Source organism: Neoaquamicrobium sediminum, from assembly GCF_013240295.1.
In the GTDB taxonomy this organism is placed as follows: Bacteria; Pseudomonadota; Alphaproteobacteria; order Rhizobiales; family Rhizobiaceae; genus Aerobium; species Aerobium sediminum.
This window is the reverse complement of record NZ_JABETK010000006.1, coordinates 201285-221332: the sequence shown is the minus strand read 5'-3', so window position 1 is coordinate 221332 and position 20048 is coordinate 201285. Positions and strand designations below refer to the sequence as shown.

Sequence of the window (20048 nt, the reverse complement as noted above, 5' to 3'; positions counted from 1 at the left end):
GATGCGGCGTCGGCTTTCGCTATCGCAGCGGCCGAAATACCGGCAGTTCGTGCCGACGGCGGGCGTCGAAGATCAGCGAGGTTTCGATCCTGGTGACGCCGGGCCGGTTGGTCAGCCGGTCGAGCGCGAGATCCTTCAGGTGCGCAGTGTCCCTGACGACGACATGGACCACCACGTCATAGCGGCCGCTGACCAGATAGGCGGAGCGTACTTCCGGCACGTTTACGAGATCGTCCATGAATGTGTCGACCGCGCCGCGCTTGTGCTTCGCCAGCTCGATCATGAACAGCGCTTCCAGCCCTACGCCCATCGCCTTCGGATCGACCTCGACATGGGCTCCGAGAAGGACGCCGTTCTCCCGCATCCGCCTGATGCGTTCATGCGTGGTTGAGGGCGCCAGGCTGATCTCGGCGGCGATCTCCTTCACCGAGAGCCGAGCATTGTTCTGCAAAAGCCGAAGAATGGCGACATCCGTTCGATCAAGGTCGGCGTGGGCATCCGTATGCCGGAAATCATTCGTTCGATCGTCGCTCATGGCGATGATAATACAGAAACAATTCAAATCAGCCAGTCATTCGACGGGACAAGGGAGCGAACGCATGACTATTCGCAACGCGCCGGAGGGTTTTGCGACCCGAGCCATCCATTTCGGCTATGATCCGCTCGACTATCATGGCGCGCTGAACCCGCCTGTGTTCCTGACCTCGACCTACGCCTTCGACCGCACCGATACCGGCTCGAACCGCTTTACCGGCGACGAGCATGGCTATATCTACGGCCGCGTCGGCAACCCGACGACGAGTATCCTCGAAACGCGCCTCGCCGCCCTCGAGGGAGGGGAAGCGGCGCTCGCCACCTCGTCCGGCATGGGCGCGATCACCTCGGTGATCTGGTCGCTGGTCAAGGCGGGCGACGATGTTCTGGCCGACAAGACGCTCTACGGCTGCACCTTCTCGCTGCTTCTCCATCATCTCGCGCGGTTCGGCGTGACGACGCATTTCGTTGACATGACCGATCCGGCCAACGTCGCGGCCGCGATCGGGCCGAAGACGCGGCTTGTCGTCACCGAAACGCCCTCCAACCCGAACATGCGTATCGTCGACATCGCCGCGATCGCTGAGATCAGCCGCCAGCATGATGCACTGTTCGTCGTCGACAACACCTATTGCACGCCCTATCTGCAACGCCCGCTGACGCTGGGCGCCGACATCGTTGTCCACTCGGCGACCAAATATCTCGGTGGCCATGGCGATCTGCTTGCCGGCGCCGTGGTGTCGCGCAAGGAGTTGGTCGACCAGTTCCGCTTCGTCGGTATCAAGGAGATGAACGGGGCTTGCATCTCGGCCTTCGACGCTTTCCTGATCCTGCGCGGTCTGAAGACGCTGACGCTGCGCATGGACCGGCATTGCGAGACCGCGCTGAAGCTCGCCCATGACCTGCAAGCGCACCCGCGGGTCGATCGCGTCTTCTATCCCGGCCTCGCCGACAATCCGCAGCATGAATTGGCCGCGCGGCAGATGAAGGCTTTCGGCGGCATGATCGCCATGGAGCTGAAGGGCGGGCTCGCAGCAGGCAAGGCGTTCATGGACGCGGCGTCGCTGATCACACGCGCGGTCAGCCTCGGCGACGCCGAGACGCTGGTGCAACACCCGGCGAGCATGACGCATGCGACCTACGCGCCAGAGGAGCGCGCGGCCCACGGCTTCACCGATGGCCTGATCCGCCTGTCGGTCGGGCTGGAAGATTACGACGACCTGCGCGGCGACATCCTCCAGGCGCTGGATCGCGCCGGGCAATAGTCTCGGGGGTCGGCCGCTGGCCCGGCCATGGAACGGGCCTTAAGGTGGAATCGGCATTTCCATCGAGATTCGCGGGGTATGTGGGGAATTGGGACTAACGACGTGGCTTGCGCTGGCGGCATTTGCCAGCGTCGCATCCTATTTGCAGACCGTGACGGGGTTCGCCTTCGGACTCGTGTTCATGAGCGCCGTGGCGATAAGCAATGTCATCGGCATCGAGGATGGCGCTACGATCGTCAGCATCCTCATCATCGTGAACGCCGGCGTCCTCCTCGCGAAGGAATGGCGTTACGTTGCCAGGGGTCCATTCCTGCAGATCGTGCCCATTTCGGTTGCGGCGACCGTGATAGGGACGATGCTGCTGGCGGTCTTCCTGGCGAAGTCCGTCGTCTGGCTGAAATTTATTCTCGGCGTCGTCATCGTCGCGTCGAGCCTGCAACTGCTTTGGCTCCGGCGGGAACCGGGTGGTCATCGTCCAGCCTGGGCCTTTCCCCTTAGCGGTGTGGCCGGTGGATTGATGGGCGGACTGTTTGCGATTCCGGGACCGCCCATCGTCTATGTCTTGCACCGCTACATGTCCTCGCATCGCGAGATCCGCGCGACACTGGTTGCGATCTTCGCCACCATCACCGGCGCTCGCCTTGGCCTGGCCAGCGTCCTGACGGCGCCGGCGGGCAGCATTCTGGTTACGGCCGGCGCGCTGGTGCCTGTGACCGTGGTGGCGACGGCGATCGCGCACCGTTGGCCGCCGCCGCTTTCGGCCGAAATGCTGAAGGCTATTACCGTGTGCCTGCTCGTGTTGACCGGCATCGTTCTCGCCTGGCCCGCGCTTTCCGACATGGCCGAGAGGGTGGTGAGTTTGTCGAGGTGAGCATGCCGAGATAGTGCTCGCCCCGTCGTTTCCTGAACGGCGACAGCGCGCTGACGGCCAGCATCTAGGGCGTAATCCGGCCGGCGATTTCCAGAAAGCCCTTGAGATAGTCGGTTTCGAGATCGTCTTGGCGCAGGCCGACATTGATGCTCTTGTGCAAGCCGGCCTTGCCGACGCGGAGGGTGGCGACGGGCATCCCGGCCGCGACCTCCCGTATGAGCCAGTCCGGCAGCACGGCGACGCCACGGCCGGCGACGACGAACTGAAGCATCAGCTCGATGTTCTCGACGGCGACGCGGTTCCTCGGCCGGCATGCGGCGGGGATCAGGAACCGTGTGTATATGTCCAGCCGCTCGACCGTGACCGGAACCGTAAGCAGGTCCTCGCCGAGGAGATCGGAAGGCTCGATGTGGCCCCGGCCGGCAAGGAGATGGTCACGGCGAACCACAAGCATGAGTTCGTAGCCGAACACCGGCTGGAATTGCAGGTCGGCCGAGTTTACCGGATCTGGCGTGACGAGAACGTCGATCTCGTGGGCTTGCAGTGCGGCCACACCGTCGAAGCGAAAGGCCGAGCGCAGCTCAATGTCGACATCGGGCCACTCGGCCAGAAACGGCCTCGTCGCCCGCATGAGCCATTGTTCGCAAGGATGGCACTCCATCCCGATGCGCATCGTGCCCTTGCGTCCGCGCGCGATGTCGGCAAGCACCCGCTCGGCATGGTCGAACTCGGGAACCATCCGCTCTGCCAGGTCGAGAAGATATTTGCCGGCCTGGGTCAGTTCGAGGCTGCGCCCCTTCTTGCGCCAGATGCGAACCTTGTGGCGGGCTTCAAGTTTTGCGATCGCGTGGCTGATCGCGGATTGGCTAAGGTTCAGCCGATCCGATGCGGCGGTGACACTGCCGGCGCGGTTGACCTCGCGGAGAATGGCAAGATGCTGGCGATCGAGCATTATGCAAATCCTGCATTGATCTGTGAACTATTGCCATTTTTATTCATGGTGCGTCTCTGGTATCGGAAGATCAACTGACGACATCCGCAAGAGGCTCGACATGAACATTGCCGCATCCGCTTCCCGTTTCGACGAGGTGGTCGATCGCCGCGCGTCCAATTCCATGAAGTGGCGCGGGGTGCAGACGATGCTCGCTCTCCAGGAGGCGGCGGCCGACCCGTTGCCGATGTGGGTGGCCGACATGGACTTCCGCGCGCCGCAGCCGGTGATCGACGCGCTGGTCGAGGCGTCGCGGGAAGGAGTCTTCGGCTACCCGAACGGGGCCGCCGAAAGCTATGTCGCATCGGTCATCGACTGGCAGCGGCGGCGGTTCGGCTGGGAGGTTGCCCCGGAGTGGGTAGTGCAGACGTCCGGCATCATCACCTCGATCAAGACCATTGTGCAGGCTTTCTCCGCGCCGGGCGACAGCGTGCTGATCCAGCCTCCGGTCTATGCGCATTTCCGTGATGACGTGCTGCTGAACGGACGCTTTCCGGTCGATGCGCCGCTGGTGCGGACGGAAGACGGCTACCGTTATGACGAAAAGACCTTCGAGGCGGCGATCCGCCCGAACACGAAAATCTTCATCCTGAGCCACCCACACAACCCGACCGGGAATGTCTGGAGCGAAGCGGAGCTGCGCAGCATGGGCGAGATCTGCGCCCGCCACAGCATTCTCGTCGTGGCCGACGAGATCCATCAGGACCTCATCATGAATCCGGCTGCAAAGCACATTCCCTTCGCCAGCCTCGGTGAAGCGTTCGCGCAGAACAGCATCACCTGCACGGCGCCGTCGAAGACCTTCAACCTGCCGGGCCTGCAAAGCGCCAACCTGTTCATCCCGAATTCGCGGCTGCGCGCGGAGTTTCTACGCCAATACGACCGGAATATGTTCCCGCTGGTGAACGTCATGGGCATGGTCGCGGCTGAGGCCGCCTACAGGCATGGCGAGCCGTGGCTTGAGGAGTTGCTGGTCTATGTCCAGGCAAATCACACACATTTCGCCGACGCCATCAATAGCCTGAACCACGGCCTGCGCGTGTTGCCGGCGGATTCGCTCTATCTGGCATGGATGGACTGCCGCGACCTTGGCATGGACGCCGAGGCGCTGAACACATTCATGCTGACCAAGGCCCGCGTCTGGTTCGACAAGGGGCAGAAGTTCGGCGCGGAGGGACATGGATATATGCGTGTCAATCTCGGCTGCCCGCGCGCGACCGTCGACGAGGCCATCACGCGGCTGACGCATGCCGTCGCGTCGAGAACGGCGGCCTAAGTTCTTGTCGTGTCACCGGACGTCGCGGTCTTAAGCCTGACTTAAGCTCAGCAAGGAAGTGGGAGAGCCTTCAAGACCGACACGAACGCCTCGAATGGTTCGATCAATATGAAGAAGCTCCTCCTTGCCCTTGCATGTGCAACGGCGCTTTCGGCCTGCAACGACAGTGGCGACGCAACGTCGTCGGATGCGGTCGCCAATGACGAAGCGATCCTGCAATCGCTCAAGAACCAGGGCCTCTCTATTCATAGTCCGATGGAGGTTCCGGGCGGATTGAAAGCATACGCCGCCAGCATGGGAACGCAGGCGCTGGCGGTCTATATCATGCCCGACGCGAACTACGCTCTGGTCGGCACGCTGATCGACGCCAAGGGCACCTCGGTCGCCGATGCTGAGTTGCAGCGGCTGGTCAGCGCGCCGATGGATCAGCAATCCTGGGCCAGCCTTGAGAAGTCGGCCTGGGTCCAGGACGGAGATGCGAACGCGCAGCGTGTGGTTTACGTGTTTACCGATGCCAACTGCCCGTTCTGCCATGAGCTGTGGCGTTCGGCGCGGCCATGGGTTGAGGCCGGCAAGGTGCAGCTTCGGCACGTTATGGTCGGGGTCATCCGCGAGGATTCACCCGCCAAGGCCGCTGCCATCCTTGAATCGGCCGACCCGCAAGCAGCCTTGACGCAAAACGAGATGAACCATGCGGCGGGAGGGATTGAGCCTGCCGCCTCGATCTCGGCTGAGACGAGCGCCAAGCTCACCGCCAATGTCGAACTGATGCGGCGTTTGGGTTTCGGCGGAACGCCGGGGCTCGTCGCACAAAACAGCGACGGCAAGCTGACCTACAAAAGCGGCGTGCCGAGGGGGATGACCTAAGCTCGTTGTTTGGGTCTCTTCAGGCACAAGAGTAAGCGCGCTTGCGGCTCGTTCGACAGAAACTCGCTCGAAAGCCAAACGCGACACGACAACCATGAAAGACGGGCAGTTCCTGAACGGCCACGCCGTTGAAGAAGAATGAGCCGTTTCATACCGTAGCGAGGGCGTTGAGCATCGCCCATTCGCGCTGGCATGGGTTAGAATGTTAGTGAAGACTGAGACATTCCATTCCTCCGGATAGGGCGGGCAATTTGCCCGTCTACAAGGAATGCAGCCTCACCTGCCGCCAACGGCTAAGGGCTTTCATCGGCGCGTTGCGCGAGCCGGGTTACGACATCGAGCAGGATGTTGGCGCCCGCAAGCAGATCAGCATCCAGCGTGTGCTCGCGCGGATTGTGGCTTATGCCGCCAATGCTCGGCACGAAAATCATCGCGGCGGGCGCGATCCTGGCGATCATCTGCGCGTCGTGACCGGCTCCGGACGTCATGCGCTGCGAAGTAAGTCCGCGATCCCGCGCCGCGCTCTCAACGAGTTCCACGATCGTCCTGTCAAACTGAACAGGTTCGAAGCGGGCAAGACGTTCGATCTGTACAGTCACTCGTTCTTCCGCCGCGACCCTTTCGAGGAAGGTGGAGAGTGCCTCCTCCTCATCTTTCAACCGCTCTTCGAAGGGGTCGCGAAGGTCGACGGTGAAGATGGCGCGAGAGGGGATGACGTTGATTGCATTTGGCTCGAAGCTGATGCAGCCTACCGTAGCTACAGTCGGCGTGTTCGAGGCCTTTGCTCGCTCGCGCAGGAAGGTGATCACCCGTGCTGCGGCGTGACCGGCGTCCTGCCGCATCGATATGGGCGTCGTGCCGGCATGATTGGCGTCGCCGCCAATGGTCACTCTCTGCCAGGAAATACCTTGCAAATTCTCGACCGCGCCGATAGGAACACGCTCCCGCTCCAGAACTGGTCCCTGCTCTATATGCAGTTCAATATAGGCATGCGGCGTCAGGAAGCCCGGGGCGTAAGGGCCTGCATAGCCGATCCGTTGCAATTCGTCGCCGATTATCGTGCCATCTGTGCCGACCGTGGCGAGAGCCGCCTCAGCGTCAAGCCCGCCTGCATAGACCAGCGATCCCATCATGTCGGGGGCATAGCGAACGCCCTCCTCATTGGTGAAGGCTGCGACGACGATGGGTCGAGAGGGCTGAAAACCCTCCTCCTTCAGCGTCTCGATCACTTCAAGCCCGGAAAGCACACCATAGCACCCATCGTAGATACCGGCATTGATCACGGTATCGATATGAGAGCCGAGCATGAGCGGTTGCCGGTCCGCAACAGCCTCGGGAGCCCATATCCCGAAGACATTGCCGATCCGGTCGATGGCCACCTGAAGCCCTGCTTGCTTGAGCCATGCGACGAACTGGTCACGGCCGAGCCTGTCAGTGTCGGAAGCCGCCAGACGCACGAGCCGCCCCTCGTCATCAAGGCCGATGGAACCGAGGGTACGTAGACGTCCGAGCAGGCGCGCGGCGTTAATCGTCTGTTTGCTCATATCTCGGCCTCCGGCCAATTCTTTGCCGCGACTGCCGTCGGTGATGCGCCAACGATCTGTTCGTACTTGTATGGATCGGTCGCCCCTTCCGTATTGATCAGGAAGATGCGCGAATCCGCCCCTATGCCCAGCGCCGATTTCAGAACGGGCTCGGAAATTGCCCTTATCAACCCCGCCAGACCAACGCCGCCGCTTTCGCCAGCGACGATAGCCGGATCATCGCCAACCGGATTGGCAAGCTGCCTCATGACGGAGACCGCGTCATCCTCATCGACGGTCATGAAGGCGTCGGCGGCACGCGACAGGATGCGCCAGGCAACCAGCGAAGGCTCGTAACACTCGAGCATCGCCATTACCGTTGGTTCGCCCTGGGGAACTGTCACTGGATGTCCGGCGCGGGCCGTCTCGAAGATGCAAGCGGCGCGCGCCGGATCGACGACTGTGAAGATAGGACGGTGTTCGCCAAGCTCGATAGCGAGGTGACCGGCCACAGCCGCTGCAATTCCGCCGACGCCTGACTGGACGAACACGTGCGTCGGCGGCTCCGGCATTTGCCGCAACGCTTCGCGAACGAGAGCAATATAGCCCTGCATGACCAGGCCCGGGACGCGCTCGTATCCCGGCCAGGACGTGTCCGAAACGATCGTCCAGCCGTTCTCTTCGGCGACCCTTGAAGCCTCGCGGACGGAATCGTCATAGGAGCCCGCCACACGGATCATCCGCGCTCCGAACCGGGCAATGGCTGCGATGCGCTCCTCGCTGACGCCCTCGTGAACGAAGACGGCAGCTCCGGCGCCGACCAGTTCCGCGCCTTGTGCGACAGAACGACCGTGATTGCCATCCGTCGCGCAAGCTACCGTCATGGTTTGCGCGACCTGCCGGATCTCGGGCGAATGAAGTTCGCTGATATCGACAATACGGCCGCGCTTCCTTTCCGCCTCTTCGAGAAGCAGCCGGATTACCGCATAGGCGCCGCCCAGCGCCTTGAAGCTCCCGAGCCCGAGACGATGGCCTTCGTCCTTAATATGGATGGCGCCCACGCCAATCTGCGCCGCCAGTCGAGGCAGCGATACGAGCGGCGTCTCAGCGTGATTTTGGCGGAACGTAAGAAAGCGCTCGACCTCACCGGCGGCCGCCATGCCAAGTGTCTCGGCATCGACCGGATCGAGTGGTTTCCTGTAGTCGGAATGCTGACTGAGCAGAAACATGATGGCCTCGTTCTCCAGATAGTTGAATAATATTGCCATCGCGATGAAATTGGCGCTGAATTCTCGTCCATCATTTGCAAGTTTGTTTCACCGGAGGCAGGGATTGCGCAAGCCGGTTCGGGCTCAGCAACTGGACGCGTTCGATCGGAAGATCCTGGCCATCCTTCAGCGGGACAATAATACGTCGCAACGGACGATCGGCGAGAGGGTCAACCTTTCCGCGCCCGCCGTCCAGCGCCGGATCAAGCGCATGACGGAAGACGGCGTGATCCAGGCCAATGTGGCGGTCGTTGATCCCACAGCCGTCGGCCAGTCCGTCACCATCTTCGCGGAGGTGGAGGTCATCAGTGAAACGGCAGAGCAGATCGAGGCGGCGAAGCGGGCTTTTGCGTCCGCACCTGAAGTTCAGCAATGCTACTATGTTACCGGGGAAGCCGATTTCATCCTCGTCATCGTAGTGCCAGCGATGACTGACTACGAGGCTCTGACGCGACGGCTTTTCTTCGGCAACAATAACGTCAGGCGCTTCAGGACTTTCGTCGCCATGGATCGCGTGAAGGTCGGACTGAGCGTCACGACCGAAAGCTGAGTCAAGGCGCGCAGACATAGCGTCGACGGAATTCGGTCAGAGTGAGAAGCCCTCGGCAAAGCTTCGCCCGGCGCCGCAACGACAGGCTTGATTTAAAGAGACATTTGGTCTAATAAATATCCATGTCCGAATCCGCAACCGTTGTGCGCAAGCGCGGCCGTCCTCGCAAGGATCCCTCTTTGCCTGGATCGGCGCGTAGCCAGCTTTTGCGCACTGGCGTCGCGATCCTGACGGAGAAGGGCTTCAGTGCCGTCGGGATCGAGGAAATGCTGTCGGCGGCCTCGGTGCCAAAGGGCTCCTTCTACCACTACTTCGACAGCAAGGACGATTTCGGCCTCGCGCTGATCGACGCCTATGCGGACTATTTCGCGCGCAAGCTCGACCGCTGGCTCGAGGCATCGGAGCGGCCGCCGTTGCAGCGGCTCGAGGATTTCGTGGCGGACGCCCGCGAGGGCATGGCGCGCCATCATTTCCGGCGCGGCTGCCTTGTCGGCAATCTCGGTCAGGAGATGGGCGTGCTGCCCGAACGGTTCCGGCAGCGGATTGCGGCCGTGTTCGCGGATTGGGAGGCGCGGACGGAAAAGTGCCTACGCGCGGCGCAAGCGGCCGGGCAGATTCCCCGAGAGGCCGATTGCGAGCAACTGGCCTCATTCTTCTGGATCGGCTGGGAAGGCGCGGTCCTGCGCGCCAAGCTCGAACGGAACGCGGATGCGCTCGATGCCTTCTCGGACGGCTTTTTCAAACTGCTCGGGACACGGCCCGACACAATCGACGGGTGATCTTATGTTCAAGGCGATCATGATCTCCAAGGACGAGGCGGGGCAGCATGTCGCGCTGACCGACATCGGTAAGGATCGACTGCCCGAGGGCGATGTGAACGTGCGCGTCCAGTGCTCGACGCTGAACTACAAGGATGCGCTGGCGATCACCGGCAAGGCGCCGGTGGTCCGCAAGTTCCCGATGGTGCCGGGCATCGACCTTGCCGGGGTCGTCGAGCAGTCCGATCATCCCGAGTTCCGCGCAGGCGATCAGGTCGTGCTGAACGGCTGGGGTGTGGGCGAGGTCCATTGGGGCGGTCTTGCCGAATATGCCCGGCTCAAGGGCGACTGGCTGATCCCGCTCGATCCCGCCTTCAGTCCGGAACAGGCGATGAGCATCGGCACGGCCGGCTATACGTCCATGTTGTGTGTGATGGCGCTCGAAAAGCACGGCGTCACGCCGGAGAGTGGCGAGGTTCTCGTGACCGGAGCGGCGGGCGGCGTCGGCAGCGTGGCCGTCGCAATCCTTGCGAAGCTCGGCTACACCGTCGTCGCCATGACCGGGCGACCCGCCGAGGCCGATTACCTGAAATCGCTCGGCGCATCGCGCATCGTCGATCGTGGTGATTACAGCGCGCCGGGCAAGCCGCTCGCCAAAGAGCAGTGGGCGGGAGCCATCGACGTGGCGGGCGGACAGGTGCTCGCCAATGTCTGCGCCGCCATGACATACCGGGGCGTCGTCGCGGCCTGCGGGCTGGCCGGCGGCATGGGCTTTCCGGCCACCGTCGCTCCTTTCATTCTGCGCGGGGTCACGCTGGCGGGCATCGACAGCGTGATGTGCCCGAAGCCCGAACGGATCGAGGCGTGGCGGCGGCTGGCCAGCGACCTCGACCCCGCATTGCTCTCATCCATGACGCAGCGCGTTGCGCTCGACGACGTCGTTACCGCCGCCGAACAGCTGATCGCCGGAGCGGTTCGCGGCCGCATCATCGTTCCGATCTCCGCCAACTGACCATCCTCACAGGAGCTTCCGTATGACCACCGCTCAACCGCCCGTCAGCCGTTTTCCCGTTCCGGCGCTTGCCGAGATGCCCGACGATATCCGCGAGCGCGTCGAGGCCGTTCAGGAAAAATCCGGCTTCGTCCCGAACGTCTTCCTCGTTCTCGCGCACCGTCCCGACGAGTTCCGGGCCTTCTTCGCCTATCACGACGCGCTGATGGACAAGCCCGGCAATCTCATCTCACCAAGGCCGAGCGCGAGATGATCGTGGTCGCCACCAGCAATCTCAACCAGTGCCAGTATTGCGTCGTGGCGCACGGAGCGATCCTGCGCATCCGGGCGAAGAACAAGCTGATCGCCGATCAGGTGGCTGTCAACTATCGCAAGGCCGACATCAGCGACAGCCAGAAGGCCATGATCGACTTCGCGGTCAAGGTATCGAGCGAAGCCTACAAAGTCGGCGACAGCGATCTTCAAACTTTGAACTCACACGGCTTCACAGAAGAGGACGCCTGGGACATTGCCGCGATCTCGGCCTTCTTCGGCCTGTCGAACCGGCTCGCCAATGTCACCAGCATGCGACCCAACGACGAATTCTACGCACTTGGGCGTTGAGTGAACTGGAGACAAAAGACAATGATCGAGAACTGGAAAGAGCTTCTGGGCAATGGCCGCTCGGCGGGGGCTGCCCTTGCGAAGGCAAATCCCAAGATGGTTGCCGGGTTCCAGGCGCTCGCCGCGGGTCAAAACGGCAACGGGGCACTTGACGCGAAGACCCGGGAATTGATTGCGCTGGCGGTTGCCGTCACGACACGGTGCGAAAGCTGTATAGCAGCCCATGCCAGTGCCGCCCGCGCAGCCGGCGTGTCCGAGGCCGAACTGGCCGATGCTCTCGGTACTGCCATCGCCCTCAATGCCGGTGCATCTTATGCTTTTTCGTTCCGAGCGCTTGAGGCCTTCAACCAGTTTGAGCCGAAGCCGTAATCAGGCAATCACGGCGGTAAAACACCCGGCCAGTAAGCAGGCGATATGAAAAATTGGGCCTCGCCGCTTGAATCGGCTCGGGACCCCGGGTTGACTGCACGAGCATTCAAGCTAGGAAGAAAATCTTTGTCGCCATGAAGTCGCCGACCCATCTCAACGCATTGCGCGCCTTCGAGGCCAGTGCCCGTCACGGCAGCTTCTCAGGCGCGGCCGGGGAGCTGAACGTGACCGCCGCCGCCGTGGGCCAGCTCGTGCGAGGACTTGAGGAATGGTTGGGGGCTCCGCTGTTTCATCGCAGCCAGTCCGGTCAGGCGCGTCTGGTGCCGACGGATGTGGCGGAGCGCGCCTTGCCAGAGATTCGCGCCGGCTTCGATCGCCTGACGCTTGGCGTGGAACGTCTCAAGGAGGCCAGGGCGAGCGGCGTTCTGACCGTGACCGTCAGCCCCGCCTTCGCCGCCAAATGGCTGCTGCCACGCATCGAGCGATTCCAGGCGACATGCCCCTACATCGACGTGCGGCTCGATACCAGCCTGAAACTCGTCGACTATGCGGCCCAGGGCATCGATGTCGGCGTTCGCTACGGTGGCGGCAACTGGCCGGGCCTTACCGCCGAAAAGCTGATGGACGAAGAGGTCTTCCCGGTGTGCTCCCCGGCGCTGCATGCCGCCCTTCAAGTCGCCGCGCCCGCCGATCTGACCCGGTACACACTCATCCATGATATGTCCGTTGAACCCGGCGCGGGTTTTACGACCTGGGATATGTGGCTGAGAAAGGCCGGCGCCGACGTCACGACGCAACGCGGCATGCGCATCAATAACTCGGCGGCCGTGCTTCAGGCGGCGATCGACGGCCAGGGTATCGCGCTGGCGCGCAGCATCATGGCGCGTGACGATGTTGCCGCAGGCCGGCTGGTCAGGCTTTTCCCGGAGATTCGCGTGCCGTCGGCGCTCTCATACTACGTGGTCTATCGGTCGGAGTGCTCGTCGCTTTCCCGATCCGAAGCCTTTCGGAACTGGCTGTTTGAGGAAGCAGCGCAGGTCTGAAACGGCGGCGACAAAGGTTTTCTTTGTCGCCGGTGAAGAACTTCCCATTTGTGGAACGGGTCAGGGGCGGCCAATGTCCCGCACAGGAGCCGTTGTCCTTCGCATGATCCGCATTGGATCGTCAGGGGCTTGCCCGAAGCCCTCGTAGCGGCAGGCATCCCCTCCCAGGGGCGGCGCGCACCCCAGTCAAAAATTGCAAGGGATGATTTCCATGGCCTACCTGCAAATCACGCTCCAGATCACGCCTGAGAACCGTGCCGATGCCGCGGGTATCTACACGAAATACAAGGCGCCGTTCCTTGACCAGATCACCGGGGCGAAGTCGAAGGAATTGCTGATCCGCGACGAAGACGTTCAGGTCCTGCATGGCTTCGACAGCGTTGCGAGCGCCAAAGCCTATCTGGAAAGCTCGCTGTTCAACGATGATGTCGTCACGGGGTTGAAGCCGCTTCTCGCCGCCAATCCGGAAATCCGCATTTACGACGTTGCGTAAGCGTCGCTGACCCGTCCGGGGGACGTGTTCGGGAGGATTCGGCGTGCCGATCCTCCCGCCGTCTATTGGTACATTTGGGTTCCATGCGCCGGCTTTCGGACTGCCGGGGAGACAGGTTTCGGGAGCTATCGCGAGAATGGGAGAGCCAGGGATGACGCAGACATACCGAGCGATGCAGGTGACGGCGCCGGGCGTCCTCGACCTCGTTGAACGCGAGACGCCCAAGCCTGGGAATGGCGAGGTGTTGATCGCGGTCGAAGCGTGCGGCATCTGCGGGGCTGACGCCAGCGACATCGAGAACGCCGACCCCGCGTTGCAGCCGCCGCGCGTTCCCGGGCATGAGGTGGTCGGCCGCATCGTCGCCATCGGGGAGAACGTGCCCGCGATCTGGGGGATCGGGCAGCGGGTGGGCGTCGGCCGCAAGGGCGGACATTGCCTCGAATGTCCGCAATGCCGCGCCGGCCGTTTCCACCTGTGCCCCAATCAGCCTATCGTCGGGGCGAGCTGCGACGGCGGTTACGCCGAGATGATGATCGCCCGCGCGACCGGGCTGGTCTCGATCCCCGAGGAATTGTCGTCGGAAGAGGCCGCGCCGATCCTCTGCGCGGGCATCGCCACCTTCAACGCGCTGAAGAAGTCGGGAGCCGAGGCGGGCGATACCGTCGCCGTTCTCGGCATTGGCGGGCTCGGCCATATGGCCGTGCAATATGCACGCAAGATGGGGTTCCGCGTTATAGCCATCGGTCGCGGGCAGGACATTGCCGCCGATGCGCTCGCCCTTGGGGCGCATCACTACATCGACACGCAGCACGAGGATGCAGCCGAGGCGCTGAAGGCGCTCGGCGGCGCGAAGGCGATCCTGTCGACGCCGGTTCATACCGCGCCGGTCGCCGCCCTGATGCCGGGCCTCGCCCCTGAGGGCCGCATGGTTCTTCTCGGCGTCGGCAAGGACCCGCTGCCGGTGGCGACGGGGCCGTTGATCGGCGGCGAGCGCGGGGTGATCGGCTCGATCACGGGCTCGCCTTACGAGAATGAGCGCACGCTGGACTTCAGCGTGCTGACCGATGTGCGCCCGAGGATCGAGACGATGCCGCTGGAGCGGGCGGTGGATGCCTACCAGCGGATGCGATCCGGCGACGTCAAGTTCCGGATGGTCCTGACCATGAAAGGAAGAACCGATGCGTATCAATCATGACCTGTCGAAGCCCGTCATCGTCCATGCGGCGAAGCTCGATTGGGTGAAGAGCCCGGCCGCCGGCGTGGATCGGCGGATGCTTTACCGTGAAGGGGATGAAGTCGCGCGCGCCACCTCGATCGTGCGTTACGCGCCGGGCAGCGCCTTTCCGCGCCATGTCCATAGCGGCGGAGAGGAAATCCTCGTGCTGGAAGGGACGTTTCAGGACGAGCACGGCGACTATCCGGCCGGCAGCTATTTCCGCAATCCGCCCGGCACCTCGCACGAGCCGGCTGCGGCCGAGGGCTGCACGATCTTCGTGCGTCTCTGGCAATTCCGCGACGGTGACCAGACCCAGATCGTGCGCCAGCCCGGCGAAGGCGCGCCGGCCTCCTTGCGCGACGGTGCGATCGCCGCGCGCACTCTGTTCGATGACGGCGCCGAACGGGTGGCGATCGAGGACTGGCGCTCAGATGCGACGGTAACGGTCGAGAACCAGCGCGGCCTGGAGTTCATCCTGCTGTCGGGTCGTGCGAGCGTCAAAGGCGGAGCTGGCGGCGCAGAGCTGGGGCCGGCTTCCGGCAGGGCAGACGCTCACGGCAAAGGTCGGGCCGGGGGCGCGCTGATCTGGTTCAAGGACGCGCCGCTCCAGCACATCGACATCCTGCAGATGCCCGAATGATCGCCGGAGACCTGAAATGACGGACGCACAGGTCGCCATCCTCGGCGCGGGCCTGGCCGGTCTGAACGCCGCGCGCCTGTTACATCGTTCCGGCACCGTCTTCATGCTGTTCGAGGCCCGGGATCGGCCGGGCGGCCGCATCCTGACCGCTGGCGAGACCGGAAACCCCGACGAGGACGGATTCGACCTCGGCCCGTCATGGTTCTGGCCGGGCATGCAGCCGGCGATCTTGTCGCCGAACTCGACCTTCCGGCGTTCGGCCAGCACAGCGAGGGCGACGTGGTGTTCGAGCGCATGTCGCGCGAGGCGCCGCACCGTTTTCCCGGCATGCGCCAGGAACCGCAGTCGATGCGGCTGGCCGGCGGCACCGCCGCCCTGATCCGCGCCCTCATGCGCGATTTGCCGGCCGGGAGCCTTCACTTCGAGGCGCGTGTCGCGAGGATGCGGCTAACAGGAAACGGCGTCGAACTGTCGGTTCACCGCACCGACGGTCGCCGGGAGACCGTGCGTGCGACTCAGGTCATAGCCGCCGCGCCGCCGCGCATCCTTGCGGCGGCGGTGCAGTTCGATCCCGCGCCAGAGCCACAGACCCTACGCCGCTGGCAGGACACCCCGACATGGATGGCGCCACACGCCAAGGTGTTCGCGATCTACGACCGGCCGTTCTGGCGCGAAGCCGGATTGTCGGGCACGGCGCAGAGCATGGTCGGCCCGCTGGTCGAGATCCACGACGCCACGACGGCTTCGGGCCGCGCGGCCTTGTTCGGCTTCGTCGGCATCGGTGCGCAGCAGCGGGCGCGCCTCGGCCAGGATGAACTGCTCGCGGCCTGCGTGGAGCAACTCGCCCGCATCTTCGGACCGGAGGCCGCGCATCCGCGCGCGACGCTGTACAAGGATTGGGCGGCCGATCCGCTGACCGCGACGACACATGACTTGTTCTCGGCCGGTCATCCGGACGGTAGTGGCGGAGAATGGACGCCGGGACCTTGGCAGGAGAGGTTGACGCTCGCGGGCAGCGAGACCAGCCCGCGTGAGGCGGGCTATCTGGCCGGCGCGGTCGAGGCATCGCGGCGTGCCGCCGATGTCGTGGCGAAACGGCTGGCGGCCGTTCCCGCCGAGATGTCGCGCGGATAGTGCCAGGGCCGGCGGTAGCTGGCAGCATCAGGTGGGCCAGCCCGACGAGAGATGAATTGCCAGTTTCCAACCACCGTATTGACCACCTCGTCCTTGCCGTCCGCGATCTCGACGCGGCCGCCGATTTCTACAGGCGGCTCGGCTTTCAGGTGGGGCAGCGCAACCGTCATCCTTGGGGAACCGAGAACCTGCTGATCCAGTTCGAGATGTCGTTTCTGGAACTGATCACCGTCGGCGACGATCCCGATGCGATCCCCCGCACGGCCTGGAGCATTTCAGTTTCGGCGCCTTCGTTCGGGACTATCTCGACAAGCGGGAAGGTTGCGCCATGTTCGTGCTCGATAGCGCGGACGCCAAGGCCGACGCCGCTTCGTTCGCGTCAAAGGGCATCGGCCGGTTCGATCCCGTTCTTCTTCGAGCGCAAGGGACGGCGACCGGACGGAAGCGATATAGGCGTTGCCTTCACGCTGGCTTTCGCCATGGGCGGATTCAACCGGTCGTCGCAACACTTTCGATCATATCGTGTTTGAGTAGCCGGTCGAGTGCTTCCGCGGGTGTTCGCCATTCGAGTGTCTTGCGTGGCCTCGTGTTCAGAGCATGTGCAACAGCGTTCAGTGCCTCGATGCCGTGCTGGCTGAGATCGGTGCCCTTCGGAAAGTATTGGCGAATGGCCACAAGCTTCAGGCTGCGAGCAGCCGAGCGCGCGATGTGGCAGCTGGAAGGCGAAGACGCACCATGTGGAACGCCGCAGCATTTCTGAGTCAGCAGTCGGCAAGCAATTCCGGTTCGGTTTCATGTCTAGCCGCCTCAGCCTGACCAGCCACAAGGCTCTTTCCATGAGTGAGCTTCATGTTCACTATGACGACTTTTAACTTGCCTCACAATCGTTCCCAGTGGAGCATCTAACTGCGTGGCGGTGGCTTGCTCGTCAGCATGCCACGCCTGCTGCAACGCAGGCGGGATTGCGATGAAACTAGATGGCTACCTTGCAGTCCGTATCGACGGCCGTGCGCTACAGCACGAAGAATTTCCGGAAGCGCCCGGTCTGATCAGGCTAGATCTGAACGAGGGGCCCTTCCCGCCTGCAAAGGCGGTGGCAGAGGCAATGGGTGAGGCCGCGCGGCGCGCGCACCGATATCCAGAAAATTCTGCGGTGGCGCTGCTTGGCAAGATCGCCGCCAAGCTGCAGGTGCCCGTCGAAAATCTCGTTGTCGCCGGCGGAACCAATGAGTTGATCGCCATCTCCGCAACGCTCTTCCTTGATCAGGACTCGAAGTCGTCGTACCCCGTCCGACTTTTGTCGGCCACGTGAAGACCAGTCGCCTTCAAGGCGCGAAACTTGTTGAAGTCGATGTCAACCCTGATGGCTCGTTAGATATCGATGCGATGCTTCGGAAAGTGACGACGAAGACTAAACTCCTCTACGTAACCTCTCCCCATAATCCTACCGGCCACATCCTTTCCGAGGAACATTTTGTTCGATTGGTGAATGAGCTCCCAGCACATGTGGTGCTTTATTTGGATGAAGCCTATTTCGAATTTGGAATGCGTGCCGGCGCGCCAGATTATCTCGCAATTATTCGAACGCGCCTGCAACCGTGGATCTCCACGCGCACTTTTTCGAAGGCGTATGGGCTGGCGGGAGCGAGGGTGGGGTATGGCATCGCTTCATCTGCCCAGCTCGCAGCCGCATATCGCGCGGCACGTCCGAACTTCACTACTAACGTGATCGGGATGGCAGGGGCGATCGCGGCTCTTGACGAGCCAGGGTTCGTATCGGAATCGCTCTCGGTCATTGAGGTAGAGCGTACGCGTGTTGGTGATGCTCTCGCCCAAAAAGGCTACCGCGTTCTCACGACCGGCGCAAATTTCGTCATGGCCGTCATGCAACCGGCCGAAGCGGATACTCTGGCGCGCCGCCTTGCTGAAGCCGGCATTGTCGTGCGTGTAATCGGAATGCCGAGAGGCGAGGCTGGGCTCCGTGTTACGATCGGTTCCACCGACGACAACGACCAGCTTCTCCTGAAATTATCGCAAGCTTGACCGCCACGTGAGATCCTGAGGAATACCTTTTCTCTCCGGATTACCGTCGGCCAGGCATCGCAGCCGGATCGATCGCGCTTGATCGTTCTCATCATCACGATAATCGCAACGATTAAATGCTACGGCGACAATTATGACGCGTCAGCCAAGGCTTATCCGGCTGCGACGACCATGATCATTGTTCATACTGTGAATGACGAATTCCAATTTGCTTCACGAGACGTCTGAGAAGACTATGGCCAGGCCACTAAGGAATATGCGCGGCCTGAGATCGGAACAGTCTGAACACAAGAATCATAGAAGCGCGTCTGCGGTGTAAATACAATCTAAATATAAGCGCGCATACAAGGTGAGAAAGTATGACTTCCTCGGTAGCAAGAAGAATAGAATCAAGAATGACACTCGACGAAATTGAAGAAATCGTGCGGAGATTGCCGCGAGAGCCGATCGGCTTCTATCCAACGCCATTTCATAAGGCGAAGAATATTTCCCGCAAGTACGGTGTCGATATCTATCTCAAGAGAGAGGACCTCTCCGGTCCTTCAGCCTTCAGCGGCAGCAAGATCAGGTTGGCCGAATTTGTCATCGGAGAGGCGTTGCGTGACGGTGTCACGCATATTCTAACCGTTGGGGCCTACCTCTCAAACTCGGCAGGGCAGTTGGCCACGGCCGCGATCCAAGCGGGGCTTACGCCAATTCTCTTTTTGTATGACTCAATTGGCGAAGGCTACCCGTCCAGCTGGCGAGCCAATCTACTACTCGATAAGATTCTAGGTGTCGAAACTTATCTGTTCCCGCGCGAGCCCGACCAACCACAGGAAAAGATCTGGAAAGATACCCTCTACCCCGCCGTGGAGAAGAAGGCCGCGGAACTCGAGGCGCTGGGACATAAAGTCCTCTTTGCGCCGGCCGGCGCCACTCATCCCTCAAGCTTCCCAGCGCACGTGCTCACTTACAAAGAGATCATGGACCAGAGCCGTGAGCTCAACTTCAAGCCCGACTATATTTATCACACGACCGGGACCGGCAGCGTGCTGCCTGCGTTTGCGGCGGCGCGGATGTTGACTGACGATACCTGCGCGATCAGATCGATTGCCATCAACTCATACCGTCCCGATAACTTCGTAAACACTGACATCATCGCGGAGCGGGTTCGCGAGATTTTTGCGACGGTAGGCCGGGCGCCGCCGCCCAGTGCCAACGAGATCCTCGCCGAGTTTGATATCGATCAGCGCTTCATCGGTCCCGACTACGCGGTCCCATCTGCGGAGGGCATCGCTGCGACCCGGGAACTGGCGTCCCTAGACGGTATCTTTCTTGGGCCGGTTTACACGGCGAAGGGCTTTGCCGGCCTGCTCAGCCATATCCACGAAGGAAGAATTGCGCCCGGAAGCAAAGTTGTCTTCGTACACACGGGCGACACCAACAATCTTTTCGAGGATTCGAGGATTACAGGTCAGCTCGTCGAATAACGGCGTGATCGTCGCAAGAACAACGACGCGAGGTGCTGATATATGGAGCTGTGAGGTAACGTAGGCAGACGAATTGATAGCCGATTTTCTGGTGGTCCGCTCAGCGCGGGAGGAGCCTGT

19 protein-coding genes and 4 pseudogenes are annotated in these 20048 nt (G+C 62.2%); 18 read left to right on the top strand and 5 right to left on the bottom strand.

Going from position 1 to position 20048, the window contains the following annotated elements; genetic code table 11:
• Window positions 1–19 precede the first annotated feature (19 nt).
• Window positions 20–535 carry an Lrp/AsnC family transcriptional regulator gene (locus HK436_RS30040; RefSeq protein ID WP_173195206.1) on the bottom strand — a complete coding sequence of 172 codons (516 nt, stop codon included), beginning with the start codon at window positions 533–535 and terminating at the stop codon, window positions 20–22.
• Window positions 536–599: 64 nt separating this feature from the next.
• Between HK436_RS30040 and megL the strand changes: the two genes are divergently transcribed.
• Together megL and HK436_RS30030 are read left to right on the top strand one after the other, a co-directional pair.
• Entirely contained in the window at window positions 600–1799 is a 1200-nt protein-coding gene (gene megL / locus HK436_RS30035; protein ID WP_173195205.1) for a methionine gamma-lyase, read from the top strand.
• 88 nt (window positions 1800–1887) lie between these two features.
• On the top strand, window positions 1888–2670 hold the full coding sequence (locus tag HK436_RS30030) for a sulfite exporter TauE/SafE family protein (RefSeq protein ID WP_173195204.1): 783 nt from the start codon (window positions 1888–1890) through the stop codon (window positions 2668–2670).
• A 64-nt stretch (window positions 2671–2734) separates the two neighbouring features.
• Here the strand turns inward: HK436_RS30030 and HK436_RS30025 are convergent, their stop codons facing one another.
• Window positions 2735–3622, bottom strand: a complete 888-nt coding sequence (locus HK436_RS30025) for a LysR family transcriptional regulator (protein ID WP_173195203.1) — start codon at window positions 3620–3622, stop codon at window positions 2735–2737.
• A 100-nt stretch (window positions 3623–3722) separates the two neighbouring features.
• Between HK436_RS30025 and HK436_RS30020 the strand changes: the two genes are divergently transcribed.
• Both HK436_RS30020 and dsbG read left to right on the top strand, forming a co-directional pair.
• Complete coding sequence (locus HK436_RS30020) at window positions 3723–4937, top strand: MalY/PatB family protein (protein WP_173195202.1); 1215 nt, start codon at window positions 3723–3725, stop codon at window positions 4935–4937.
• Window positions 4938–5045: 108 nt separating this feature from the next.
• Window positions 5046–5804, top strand: coding sequence for a thiol:disulfide interchange protein DsbG (gene dsbG / locus HK436_RS30015; RefSeq protein ID WP_173195201.1), 759 nt, complete (start codon window positions 5046–5048; stop codon window positions 5802–5804).
• Window positions 5805–6097: 293 nt separating this feature from the next.
• On the opposite strand, the gene HK436_RS30010 is transcribed toward dsbG, so the two are convergent.
• Both HK436_RS30010 and HK436_RS30005 read right to left on the bottom strand, forming a co-directional pair.
• Entirely contained in the window at window positions 6098–7348 is a 1251-nt protein-coding gene (locus HK436_RS30010) for a Zn-dependent hydrolase (protein WP_173195200.1), read from the bottom strand.
• Complete coding sequence (locus HK436_RS30005; protein WP_173195199.1) at window positions 7345–8556, bottom strand: diaminopropionate ammonia-lyase; 1212 nt, start codon at window positions 8554–8556, stop codon at window positions 7345–7347. Before HK436_RS30005 ends, HK436_RS30010 begins: the two co-directional genes overlap by 4 nt.
• Window positions 8557–8599: 43 nt before the next feature.
• Between HK436_RS30005 and HK436_RS30000 the strand changes: the two genes are divergently transcribed.
• The 11 genes and pseudogenes from HK436_RS30000 to HK436_RS29950 all read left to right on the top strand — a co-directional run bounded on the left by HK436_RS30000 (window position 8600) and on the right by HK436_RS29950 (window position 16943).
• A complete protein-coding gene (locus HK436_RS30000) occupies window positions 8600–9145 on the top strand; it encodes an Lrp/AsnC family transcriptional regulator (RefSeq protein ID WP_376769233.1) in 546 nt (181 codons plus the stop codon).
• Between the two features lie 122 nt (window positions 9146–9267).
• Window positions 9268–9924, top strand: coding sequence for an acrylate utilization transcriptional regulator AcuR (gene acuR / locus HK436_RS29995; protein ID WP_173195198.1), 657 nt, complete (start codon window positions 9268–9270; stop codon window positions 9922–9924).
• Between the two features lie 4 nt (window positions 9925–9928).
• Entirely contained in the window at window positions 9929–10915 is a 987-nt protein-coding gene (gene acuI / locus HK436_RS29990; protein WP_173195197.1) for an acrylyl-CoA reductase (NADPH), read from the top strand.
• A 22-nt stretch (window positions 10916–10937) separates the two neighbouring features.
• Window positions 10938–11518 (top strand): annotated as a pseudogene (locus tag HK436_RS29985) (peroxidase-related enzyme).
• Between the two features lie 21 nt (window positions 11519–11539).
• Complete coding sequence (locus HK436_RS29980) at window positions 11540–11887, top strand: carboxymuconolactone decarboxylase family protein (RefSeq protein ID WP_173195196.1); 348 nt, start codon at window positions 11540–11542, stop codon at window positions 11885–11887.
• Window positions 11888–12021: 134 nt separating this feature from the next.
• The gene (gene gcvA / locus HK436_RS29975; protein ID WP_173195195.1) at window positions 12022–12930 is read left to right on the top strand and encodes a transcriptional regulator GcvA; all 909 of its coding nucleotides are present in this window, start codon (window positions 12022–12024) and stop codon (window positions 12928–12930) included.
• A gap of 211 nt (window positions 12931–13141) precedes the next feature.
• Window positions 13142–13423 carry a hypothetical protein gene (locus tag HK436_RS29970; protein ID WP_173195194.1) on the top strand — a complete coding sequence of 94 codons (282 nt, stop codon included), beginning with the start codon at window positions 13142–13144 and terminating at the stop codon, window positions 13421–13423.
• Between the two features lie 151 nt (window positions 13424–13574).
• Entirely contained in the window at window positions 13575–14618 is a 1044-nt protein-coding gene (locus tag HK436_RS29965; RefSeq protein WP_173195193.1) for an alcohol dehydrogenase, read from the top strand.
• A pseudogene (locus HK436_RS29960) lies at window positions 14602–15279 on the top strand (cupin domain-containing protein). Before HK436_RS29965 ends, HK436_RS29960 begins: the two are co-directional and overlap by 17 nt.
• 16 nt (window positions 15280–15295) lie before the next feature.
• A pseudogene (locus HK436_RS29955) lies at window positions 15296–16413 on the top strand (flavin monoamine oxidase family protein).
• A 56-nt stretch (window positions 16414–16469) separates the two neighbouring features.
• Window positions 16470–16943 carry a VOC family protein gene (locus tag HK436_RS29950; protein ID WP_206680665.1) on the top strand — a complete coding sequence of 158 codons (474 nt, stop codon included), beginning with the start codon at window positions 16470–16472 and terminating at the stop codon, window positions 16941–16943.
• On the opposite strand, the pseudogene HK436_RS29945 reads toward HK436_RS29950, so the two are convergent.
• Window positions 16903–17082, bottom strand: a pseudogene (locus HK436_RS29945) (IS30 family transposase); the annotation flags it as partial. The gene HK436_RS29950 and the pseudogene HK436_RS29945 sit on opposite strands and share 41 nt — an antisense overlap.
• A gap of 298 nt (window positions 17083–17380) precedes the next feature.
• On the opposite strand from HK436_RS29945, the gene HK436_RS29940 reads away from it, so the two are divergent.
• From HK436_RS29940 to HK436_RS29930, 3 genes are all read left to right on the top strand, one after another.
• Window positions 17381–17725: a hypothetical protein gene (locus HK436_RS29940; protein WP_173195192.1), complete on the top strand. Its 345-nt coding sequence runs from the start codon at window positions 17381–17383 to the stop codon at window positions 17723–17725.
• Window positions 17722–18456: a pyridoxal phosphate-dependent aminotransferase gene (locus tag HK436_RS29935; protein ID WP_173195191.1), complete on the top strand. Its 735-nt coding sequence runs from the start codon at window positions 17722–17724 to the stop codon at window positions 18454–18456. Before HK436_RS29940 ends, HK436_RS29935 begins: the two co-directional genes overlap by 4 nt.
• 395 nt (window positions 18457–18851) lie before the next feature.
• Complete coding sequence (locus tag HK436_RS29930) at window positions 18852–19928, top strand: 1-aminocyclopropane-1-carboxylate deaminase/D-cysteine desulfhydrase (RefSeq protein ID WP_173195190.1); 1077 nt, start codon at window positions 18852–18854, stop codon at window positions 19926–19928.
• Window positions 19929–20048: the final 120 nt, after the last annotated feature.

What these genes read in the sequence shown, in the direction of transcription:
- HK436_RS30040 (WP_173195206.1), bottom strand. Translation starts at nt 535, where the DNA reads ATGAGCGACGATCGAACGAATGATTTCCGGCATACGGATGCCCACGCC.
- megL (WP_173195205.1), top strand. Translation starts at nt 600, where the DNA reads ATGACTATTCGCAACGCGCCGGAGGGTTTTGCGACCCGAGCCATCCAT.
- HK436_RS30025 (WP_173195203.1), bottom strand. Translation starts at nt 3,622, where the DNA reads ATGCTCGATCGCCAGCATCTTGCCATTCTCCGCGAGGTCAACCGCGCC.
- HK436_RS30020 (WP_173195202.1), top strand. Translation starts at nt 3,723, where the DNA reads ATGAACATTGCCGCATCCGCTTCCCGTTTCGACGAGGTGGTCGATCGC.
- dsbG (WP_173195201.1), top strand. Translation starts at nt 5,046, where the DNA reads ATGAAGAAGCTCCTCCTTGCCCTTGCATGTGCAACGGCGCTTTCGGCC.
- HK436_RS30010 (WP_173195200.1), bottom strand. Translation starts at nt 7,348, where the DNA reads ATGAGCAAACAGACGATTAACGCCGCGCGCCTGCTCGGACGTCTACGT.
- HK436_RS30005 (WP_173195199.1), bottom strand. Translation starts at nt 8,556, where the DNA reads ATGTTTCTGCTCAGTCAGCATTCCGACTACAGGAAACCACTCGATCCG.
- HK436_RS30000 (WP_376769233.1), top strand. Translation starts at nt 8,600, where the DNA reads ATGAAATTGGCGCTGAATTCTCGTCCATCATTTGCAAGTTTGTTTCAC.
- acuR (WP_173195198.1), top strand. Translation starts at nt 9,268, where the DNA reads ATGTCCGAATCCGCAACCGTTGTGCGCAAGCGCGGCCGTCCTCGCAAG.
- acuI (WP_173195197.1), top strand. Translation starts at nt 9,929, where the DNA reads ATGTTCAAGGCGATCATGATCTCCAAGGACGAGGCGGGGCAGCATGTC.
- HK436_RS29980 (WP_173195196.1), top strand. Translation starts at nt 11,540, where the DNA reads ATGATCGAGAACTGGAAAGAGCTTCTGGGCAATGGCCGCTCGGCGGGG.
- gcvA (WP_173195195.1), top strand. Translation starts at nt 12,022, where the DNA reads ATGAAGTCGCCGACCCATCTCAACGCATTGCGCGCCTTCGAGGCCAGT.
- HK436_RS29970 (WP_173195194.1), top strand. Translation starts at nt 13,142, where the DNA reads ATGGCCTACCTGCAAATCACGCTCCAGATCACGCCTGAGAACCGTGCC.
- HK436_RS29965 (WP_173195193.1), top strand. Translation starts at nt 13,575, where the DNA reads ATGACGCAGACATACCGAGCGATGCAGGTGACGGCGCCGGGCGTCCTC.
- HK436_RS29940 (WP_173195192.1), top strand. Translation starts at nt 17,381, where the DNA reads ATGAAACTAGATGGCTACCTTGCAGTCCGTATCGACGGCCGTGCGCTA.
- HK436_RS29930 (WP_173195190.1), top strand. Translation starts at nt 18,852, where the DNA reads ATGACACTCGACGAAATTGAAGAAATCGTGCGGAGATTGCCGCGAGAG.